Source organism: Zunongwangia pacifica (assembly GCF_023499215.1).
Taxonomy (GTDB): domain Bacteria; phylum Bacteroidota; class Bacteroidia; order Flavobacteriales; family Flavobacteriaceae; genus Zunongwangia; species Zunongwangia pacifica.
In genome coordinates this window covers 79515-88222 of sequence record NZ_JAKHSK010000017.1, presented here as the reverse complement: position 1 = coordinate 88222, position 8708 = coordinate 79515, and the positions used below count along the sequence as shown (strand labels likewise).

At 36.0% G+C, this 8708-nt stretch carries 8 protein-coding genes; 2 read left to right on the top strand and 6 right to left on the bottom strand.

All coding sequences use genetic code 11. From position 1 onward, the window contains the following. Window positions 1-380: 380 nt before the first annotated feature. From secA to L1967_RS12885, 5 genes are all read right to left on the bottom strand, one after another. A complete protein-coding gene (gene secA, locus L1967_RS12905; RefSeq protein WP_249601972.1) occupies window positions 381-3755 on the bottom strand; it encodes a preprotein translocase subunit SecA in 3375 nt (1124 codons plus the stop codon). 90 nt (window positions 3756-3845) lie between these two features. Then, entirely contained in the window at window positions 3846-4067 is a 222-nt protein-coding gene (locus L1967_RS12900; RefSeq protein WP_008272287.1) for a DUF2795 domain-containing protein, read from the bottom strand. Between the two features lie 155 nt (window positions 4068-4222). Further along, window positions 4223-4795, bottom strand: coding sequence for a cob(I)yrinic acid a,c-diamide adenosyltransferase (locus L1967_RS12895; protein ID WP_249601971.1), 573 nt, complete (start codon window positions 4793-4795; stop codon window positions 4223-4225). 58 nt (window positions 4796-4853) lie between these two features. After that, window positions 4854-5027, bottom strand: a complete 174-nt coding sequence (locus L1967_RS12890) for a hypothetical protein (RefSeq protein ID WP_249601970.1) — start codon at window positions 5025-5027, stop codon at window positions 4854-4856. 151 nt (window positions 5028-5178) lie between these two features. Continuing rightward, window positions 5179-5883 (bottom strand): ABC transporter ATP-binding protein, encoded by a 705-nt coding sequence (locus tag L1967_RS12885; RefSeq protein WP_249601969.1) that lies wholly within the window; start codon window positions 5881-5883, stop codon window positions 5179-5181. Window positions 5884-5984: 101 nt separating this feature from the next. Here L1967_RS12885 and L1967_RS12880 point away from each other — a divergent pair, with 101 nt between their 5' ends. Then, window positions 5985-6701: a glycosyltransferase family 2 protein gene (locus L1967_RS12880; RefSeq protein WP_249601968.1), complete on the top strand. Its 717-nt coding sequence runs from the start codon at window positions 5985-5987 to the stop codon at window positions 6699-6701. Then, window positions 6701-7990 carry a glycosyltransferase family 39 protein gene (locus L1967_RS12875; protein ID WP_249601967.1) on the top strand — a complete coding sequence of 430 codons (1290 nt, stop codon included), beginning with the start codon at window positions 6701-6703 and terminating at the stop codon, window positions 7988-7990. The genes L1967_RS12880 and L1967_RS12875 overlap by 1 nt, the downstream gene beginning before the upstream one ends. Here L1967_RS12875 and L1967_RS12870 read toward each other — a convergent pair. Continuing rightward, a complete protein-coding gene (locus L1967_RS12870; protein ID WP_420856418.1) occupies window positions 7980-8693 on the bottom strand; it encodes an O-methyltransferase in 714 nt (237 codons plus the stop codon). The two genes, L1967_RS12875 and L1967_RS12870, sit on opposite strands and share 11 nt — an antisense overlap. Window positions 8694-8708 lie beyond the last annotated feature (15 nt).

Sequence of the window (8708 nt, the reverse complement as noted above, 5' to 3'; positions counted from 1 at the left end):
TGGCTTTGATAGCGGTGGTCAACAAACTTTTAAAGCAGGCCTTTGCTATTGCTACACAAAAAACCTATTACACCGAAAATAACTTAAATTTATCTTGTATATAAACACAGTTCATCTCGACTTTATGGAGAGATCTTTTTGATTTAGAAGTTAGAATTTAGATCGGTTCGCTATGGGAAGTAAAAAAGAGATTTGATAAGCAAGATTCAGGAATCATGAAAAGGACTATATGAATTCACTAGTCAATGGATTAATTTGAAAATGAGCTGATTTGAAAACGGTATAATACAATGTTAAGCCTTGAACCGAATACCAAAAAATGAAATAAAAAAAGCTGCCTTTTGATAAAGACAGCTTTTCAATATTCGATAAATAAACTATTAGGCTTTTTTAACTACAACCCATTCTCCACTTTCGATTAGCGGAATGGCCTGCTTATATTTTACGGTTTTGTTTTCACCTTTGGTAACGTGTTTAATCACCACTTTATCGTTACGACCAATTTTTGGTTGTTCGCGTACAATAGTCTCTGTTACCTGAGGGCGTTGTGGTTGCTGTGCTCCACTGGCAGCCTGTCCTGCAGCACGGCTTTGTGCGGCACGCTCATCTAGATTTTGAATTTCTTCCTTAGAAGCTTCAATTTTTTCCTGACGGCGTTTTCTGGCTTCGTGAATATTGGTCATATTCCCTTCAGGAATTTCTCCTTTAAATAAGAAACCAATCACATCGCGATTTACATCTTCCAACATCGCTTTAAATAGTTCGAATGCTTCGAATTTGTAAATTAATAAAGGATCTTTTTGCTCGTGTACGGCTAACTGAACACTTTGCTTTAACTCGTCCATTTTACGAAGATGCGTTTTCCATGCATCATCAATGATAGCCAAAGTGATGTTCTTCTCAAAATCCTTGATTAACTGCTCGCCTTTGCTTTCGTAAGCTTTCTCAAGATTGGTAACTACCTGAAGCGTTTTTTGTCCATCAGAAAATGGAACAGATATACGCTCAAAGTTATTTGTTTCATCTTCGTAAACCTGCTCGATTACTGGATAAGCTCTGGCAGCACTATGTTTCACTTTTTCTCGATAATGCTCGTAAGCTGCCTTGTAAACTTCAGCAGTGATCTTTTGCGCATTCATTTTTCCGAAGTCAGCTTCAGAAATTGGAGAGCTCATAGAGAAATAGCGAATTAATTCGAATTCGAAATTCTTATAATCGTTGGTAGGTTTATTTGTTTCAGAAATTAATTCAGAAATATCAAAAATCATATTCGCAAGGTCTACGCGTAAACGCTCCCCGAACAAGGCGTGGTAACGACGTTTATAGATCACCTCACGTTGGGCATTCATTACATCATCATATTCTAACAGACGTTTACGAATACCAAAGTTATTTTCTTCCACTTTTTTCTGTGCTCTTTCGATAGATTTAGAAATCATACCGTGCTGGATCACTTCGCCTTCTTCTAGTCCCATGCGGTCCATAAGCTTGGCAATTCTTTCAGATCCAAACAAACGCATTAAGTTATCTTCCAGAGATACGTAAAACTGAGAACTACCCGGATCTCCCTGTCTACCGGCACGACCTCTTAACTGGCGGTCTACACGACGGGAATCATGACGCTCTGTACCAATAATGGCTAAACCACCGGCTTCTTTTACTTCTTTAGAAAGTTTAATATCGGTACCACGACCTGCCATATTGGTTGCGATAGTTACCACACCACCTTTACCAGCTTCAGCAACAATATCGGCCTCTTTTTTGTGTAATTTCGCGTTTAATACGTTATGAGGCACATTTCTAAGTTTAAGCATCCTACTTAAAAGCTCAGAAATTTCTACAGAAGTTGTACCAATTAGCACCGGTCTGCCTGCTTTAGAAAGATCGGTTACATGATCGATTACCGCGTTATATTTTTCACGTTTGGTTTTATAAACAAGATCGTCTTTATCGTTTCTGGCAATAGGTCTGTTGGTTGGGATTTCGACAACATCCAGTTTGTAGATTTCCCAGAACTCACCAGCTTCAGTAACTGCCGTACCCGTCATCCCCGAAAGTTTACGGTACATTCTAAAGTAATTCTGAAGGGTTACTGTGGCAAAAGTTTGGGTAGCATCTTCAATCTTTACATTTTCTTTTGCTTCAATCGCCTGGTGCAACCCATCGCTATAACGACGACCGTCCATAATACGACCGGTCTGCTCGTCTACGATCTTTACCTTATTATCCATCACCACATATTCAGTATCTTTTTCGAATAGGGTGTAAGCTTTTAAAAGTTGGCGGAGCGTGTGAATACGTTCACTTTTTACGCTATAATCACGGAAAAGTTCTTCTTTTTTCTCTGCTTCTTCTTCTTTAGAAAGACCTTCGTTTTCGATTTTGGCGATTTCCATACCAATTTCTGGCAATACAAAGAAGTTAGGATCATCCTGTCCAGATAGATATTCGATACCCTTATCGGTAAGGTCGATCTGGTTATTTTTCTCTTCAATCGTAAAATACAATTCGGCATCAACCTTTGGCATTTCGCGGTTGTTGTCCTGCATGTAATGATTTTCGGTCTTTTGAAGGATTTGTTTTACACCTTCCTGGCTTAAATATTTTATTAAGGCTTTATTCTTTGGAAGTGCTCTGTAAGCACGTAACAGTTGAAGTCCGCCTTCTTTTTGATCACCTTCGGTAATTAACTTTTTAGCTGCCTGAAGAAATTCTGTAGCTTTTTTACGCTGAATTTCATAGATATTGGCAACTGCAGGTTTTAACTGATCAAATTCATGTATGTTTCCTTTAGGAATAGGACCTGAAATAATAAGCGGTGTACGGGCATCATCAATTAAAACGGAATCGACCTCATCGACAATCGCATAATTATGTGGGCGCTGTACCAGATCGTCTGGTGCATGCGACATGTTATCCCTTAAGTAATCAAAACCAAATTCGTTATTGGTTCCGTAGGTAATATCTGCATTATAAGCTTTTCTACGGGAAGCCGAGTTAGGACGATGATAATCGATACAATCTACACTTAGGCCATGGAACTCGAATATGGGCGCCATCCAGGCACTATCACGTTTTGCAAGATAATCGTTAACCGTTACCAGGTGAACCCCTCTCCCGGTAAGTGCGTTAAGGTACACAGGAAGTGTAGCCACAAGTGTTTTACCTTCCCCGGTTTGCATCTCGGCAATTTTACCCTGGTGCATGGCTATACCACCAATTAGCTGTACATCGTAGTGAACCATATCCCAGGTTACCGGTTTCCCGGCTGCATCCCAGGAGTTGTTCCAGATGGCTTTATCACCTTCAAGATTTACATAATCCTTTTCAGCAGAGATCTCACGATCAAAAGCAGATGCGGTAACCTCTAAAGTAGGATTGGTCGCAAAACGTTTTGCCGTTTCTTTAACGGTGGCAAAAGCTTCAGGTAAAATTTCATTTAAAACACTTTCTGAAATTTCGTAGGCCTTATCTTTAAGTCCGTCGATTTCAGCATAGATATCTTCTTTACGGGTAATATCATCAGATTCTTCAGCTTCTTTTTCAAGATTTTCAATCTGTTGATTTACATCTTTTAAAGCCTCAGATATTTTTGATTTAAATTGTGTAGTCTTCGCGCGAAGCTCGTCCAAACTCAATGTCTCAAAATCTGCTTCGAGCGCTTTAATTTTATCTACAATAGGTTGTATTTCTTTGACGTCCTTTTTGGATTTGTCGCCAACAAATACTTTTAATACAGATTCTAAAAAACTCATAGTTTTTCTATTATTAGGAGTTCAAAGGTACGCAAAAAAAAAAGCCTCATTAATAAATGAGACTTTTAACTTTATGTGTACAAATGTAATTTAATATTCATCTTCATTCCACAGATAATCTTCATCTGTTGGATAATCCGGCCATATTTCTTCTATAGAATCATAAGAGTCACCTTCATCTTCAATGGCCTGTAGGTTTTCAACAACCTCTAACGGTGCTCCGGTTCTAATGGCGTAATCAATTAACTCATCTTTGGTGGCCGGCCATGGTGCATCACTTAAATAAGATGCTAATTCTAAAGTCCAGTACATTAGTTAATCGGGTTTTTAATTTCTGCAAAAATAATTTTTTTACTGAAATACCCAAGAAAAAAGTCTGCTTTTTAATCAATATTGTTAAGAACATAAGCAAAAGCGCCAAAAGCTTAGCAAATACAGCGACGTTTTACTTTTACATTACTGAATTTTTAGGATTTTTCAGGAATCCATTTAATTTCTTCAGCTTGCAGTTGTTTAGTCAATAGTCGTGCCAGTACAAAGAGGTAGTCAGAGAGTCGGTTTAAGTATTTTAAAACTTCCTCGTCAAAAGCTTCCTGATTGTATAAAGCTGTACTTAAACGTTCTGCACGCCTGCAAACGCATCTGGCTATGTGACAGAATGACACACTTTGATGTCCGCCTGGAAGTACAAAATGGGTCATTTCAGGAAGCTCTTCGTTCATTCTATCCATTTCAGTCTCCAGTAAATGAATATCATCTTCAGAAATTCGCGGAATATTTAAGCGAGATTTGCCATTTTTTAGCGTCGCTTTTTCTGGATCGGTTGCGAGGATAGAGCCAATAGTGAAAAGTTTATGCTGAATTTCAAGTAAAACTTCTGCAGTAATGTTATCTATTTTTTGATCTCTAATAAGGCCGATATGGGCGTTAAGTTCGTCTACGGTGCCGTAACTTTCTATACGTATATGATGTTTGGGAACGCGGGTGCCACCAAATAATGCGGTAGTGCCTTTGTCTCCTGTTTTTGTATAAATTTTCATTCAGTAATTTTTTCAGAAGAACGTTGAGAAAAGCGAAGTTACAAAGTTAAATAACCATTTATTTGGTTTCTTTCTCTTTTTCTTCTTCTTTTTTGCGCGCCTGATATCTTCTGCGAAAATCCAGGTTTTTGCTTTTTCTTTTTTTTCGCTGTTTGGCGCCCATTGAAAATACTAGCAATCCAACTGCAATAATGATAAGATAAATATAGGTTTCCTGATCTAGATCGAACACAAGCTTAAGATTCTAAGTTATGCTTACAAAGTTAATGTTTTTATAGAAAGCTAATAGCCTTAAGCTTTTAGGAGTTGTTTTTTGAAAGTAAGAAGTTTCGATAGATATTATAGAATTAGCTTGGAATGATTTATATTATAAGATTTACTCACTACTCACTACTCACTACTTCTTTCCTGGTATCACTTTCAATAATTCCATCTCGTAAACGTATAACTCTGTGGGCATGTTCAGCAATATCTTCTTCGTGAGTTACCAAAATTACGGTGTTTCCTGCAGCATGAATTTCATCAAAAAGATTCATGATTTCTACTGAAGTTTTAGAATCCAGGTTTCCTGTTGGCTCATCGGCAAGAATAATCGAAGGTTTATTGACCAAAGCCCGTCCAACCGCTACACGTTGTCGTTGTCCTCCTGAAAGCTGATTGGGTTTATGATCCATACGATCACCAAGCCCAACATTCCTTAAAACTTCTTCAGCTCTTTTTTTACGATCGGCTTTAGAGGCACCGGCGTAAATCATGGGGAGTGCTACATTATCTAAAGCAGTTGTTCGTGGCAGCAGGTTAAATGTTTGGAAAACAAAACCAATTTCTTTGTTACGCACTTCAGCAAGTTCGCTATCGGTCATTTTACTTACGTCCTTTCCGTTTAGAATATAAGAACCACCGGTTGGCGTATCCAGGCAGCCCAATAAATTCATTAAAGTGGATTTTCCTGATCCCGAAGGTCCCATAAAGGCCACATATTCACCTCGATTGATATCCAGATCGATACCTTTAAGCACTTTTACAATTTCCTGTCCTAAAGGGAAATTTCGAATAATATTTCTAATTTCGATAACCTTCTTGCTCATAGAAAACCAGTTTATTAAAGATATGACGCAGGGATTTAGTTTTTGTTACATTAAATAAATAAATTCTATATTTTAGTCGAAAATTTGATATCTCTCAATAATTGAAAACTTTATCCATTTTAGTTCCTGCATATAATGAGGAGAATACTATAATTGAAGTGTTAAATGAGCTTAAGTATCTTAAGCTGGATTATAATATTAATACAGAGATTTTAGTTATAGATGATTGCTCCACGGATAATACGGTGAAACTGGTTAAATCATTTATAGCAGACAACAGGAATGTAAATATAAACCTTCTCGAACAAGCTATGAATAAAGGTAAAGGAGCGGCTTTACATAAGGGAATAGCAAATTGTAAAGGAGATTTTATTATTGTACAGGATGCCGATTTGGAGTATGATCCAAATGAATTTAATATCTTACTGAAACCTGTAATGCAGGGAAAGGGAGATGTAGTTTATGGCTCTAGGTTTATGGGGGGCAATGCTCATCGTATATTGTTTTTCTGGCACACAATAGGAAATAAATTTCTTACCCTTTTAAGCAATGCTTTTACCAATCTGAATCTTACAGATATGGAAACGTGCTATAAATTATTTAGAGCAGATATTCTTAAGGGCTTGGAACTTAAAGAAGAACGATTTGGTTTTGAACCTGAAGTTACTGCTAAAATGAGTAGATGGCCAGATGTTCGAATATATGAGGTTGGGATATCTTATTATGGAAGAACATATAAAGAGGGAAAGAAAATAAATTGGAAAGATGGCTTTAGAGCTTTGTGGTGTGTGTTGAAATATAATACAATATCAAAGTAATGAATGCTAAAAAAGTAATTCCATTTTTTTTAGCTATTCTAACTCTATGTATTTTAATTTATAATTTTAGAGTAGCTGAAAAAGAAAAATATAGAACATATGGGGATGCCTTAGATTATGTCCATCTCGCAGTATCAGTTTTGAAAACTGGAAATTATGGGCATCTAGATTTAGAATATGGAGAATTATTAAAAGACTTTAAGTCAGGGGATATAAATGATAAAGATTATGCCTTTAAAACATATAGCACCTGGCGCCCACCATTTTGGCCGTATATTATAGCTTCTATATTTTTTCTTTTTGGATTTAAACTGACTTATCTTATAATATTTAAAATCTTATTGCATGTTTTGGGTTGTTTTTTGTTTTTTAGAACTCTCAAAAATCTTTGTTTTGACTATTGGCCAATTGTAATATCAGTGTTTTTATATGCGGTAAGCCCAAGCTGGCAAATCTATAGTCGTGTTTTTCTTTCTGAACCTATAACATTATTTCTTTTTACAGTTTTTCTTTTTTTTATTACTAAAAAAGAAAATTTAAAATCAAATCAAATAATATTATCGCTTGCCTTAATAGGAGGTTTAATCACTATTTGCCATCCTTATTATCTGTTTTTTCCCTTTTTAATATTTCTTTTTCTTTTCGCTTTTAAACAAATACCATTTAAGCATTTTTTTATGGGAGGACTAATTGTGTTAATAATCCCTTTTGCTTGGGTAGTAAGAAACACAATTATTTTAGAAACAGACTCACTACTACTAACAACTTCTACGGGAGCAGTAATGGCCAAGGGGTGGAATAAAGATGTCTTAAAAGAACATAATAATGTGAATGGAGATTTAGCTGATGAAACTTTGGTTCTACTTCATTACGAAAAACAAGAAAATTATGAAAACAATGAGGTTGGAAAAATGCAGTTATATAAAGATGCTACGATAAACTTTATTAAAACTCATAAGGAATTAATTTTACCAATAGTTTTTAAAAAATTGAAAAGCGCGTTCAATCCTTTAGCTGAACATAGCAAAGCTGGTGTATTAGAAAAAGGGAGGGTTGTTTATCATGTTTTAGGTTTTTTAGCCATGATTTTCGTTCTCTTTTTAAGAAACAAAATCTCAAAGAGTTTGTCATTGGCTTTGATTTTTTCCACTATTGGTATTACTATAATTACGTATTCAGGTTTTAGATTTAGAGTGCCACAATCTGCATTAGAATTATTTTTTTTAGCCTTTGTAATTCAATTTATTTACATAAAGTTATTTCGTAAAAGCAATAGCGTTACAATCTAATTTTAAAATCTTGTTTTGCCTGTTCAGAGCGGAAGAAAACCAGGCCTAGATGAAAAGTGTCGATGGTAACCTGAACTTTTGGATGTTGCTGAATTTCTTCCCATGCCTCTTCCATTTCTTCGGAAAGGTGAATATCGTCAAAAATAAAAACTGAATCATTATGCGCTGTGGGTAGAAGCATTTCGAAATATTGAAGCGTAGCGTCTTTTTGATGATTTCCGTCAAAATATATAAAATCGAATTTTGCCGAATTAGGGAAATCAGATAAATAGAGCTGAAATTCGCCAATCTTAAGATCAATATTTTTAAAACCGAATTTATCGAATTGCTGCCGGGCGATCTTTGCAGTTTGCGTGCAGCCTTCAATCGTTATCAATCTTGTTTTTTCTGCGGAAGCAATAGCGGCAGAGGCGATTCCCAGGCTGGTTCCAAGTTCCAAACAGTTCTTCAACTGAAGATATTGAGTAATCCTGAATAAGAATTTTGCTTTTTTTGAAGTGATTCCGGCTACTTTAGCGATTTCAGAAACCTTTCTTTTACTGTTTTTAAAAATACGACTACCGGCACCAAAATCGGTTACCTCAATTTCAGTTTGGTTATTTAAAAGCGATGCTTTATAACTCCTGATTTTAGCATATTCCGTATATTTTTTTTTGTCGTAAAAACAATTGGTCACTAAATCGTACACGAAAGGAGAATGCAATCCGTGTTGATTTTG

Coding starts and splice junctions, on each gene's coding strand:
- secA (WP_249601972.1), bottom strand. CDS start 3,755: ATGAGTTTTTTAGAATCTGTATTAAAAGTATTTGTTGGCGACAAATCC.
- L1967_RS12900 (WP_008272287.1), bottom strand. CDS start 4,067: ATGTACTGGACTTTAGAATTAGCATCTTATTTAAGTGATGCACCATGG.
- L1967_RS12895 (WP_249601971.1), bottom strand. CDS start 4,795: ATGAAAATTTATACAAAAACAGGAGACAAAGGCACTACCGCATTATTT.
- L1967_RS12885 (WP_249601969.1), bottom strand. CDS start 5,883: ATGAGCAAGAAGGTTATCGAAATTAGAAATATTATTCGAAATTTCCCT.
- L1967_RS12875 (WP_249601967.1), top strand. CDS start 6,701: ATGAATGCTAAAAAAGTAATTCCATTTTTTTTAGCTATTCTAACTCTA.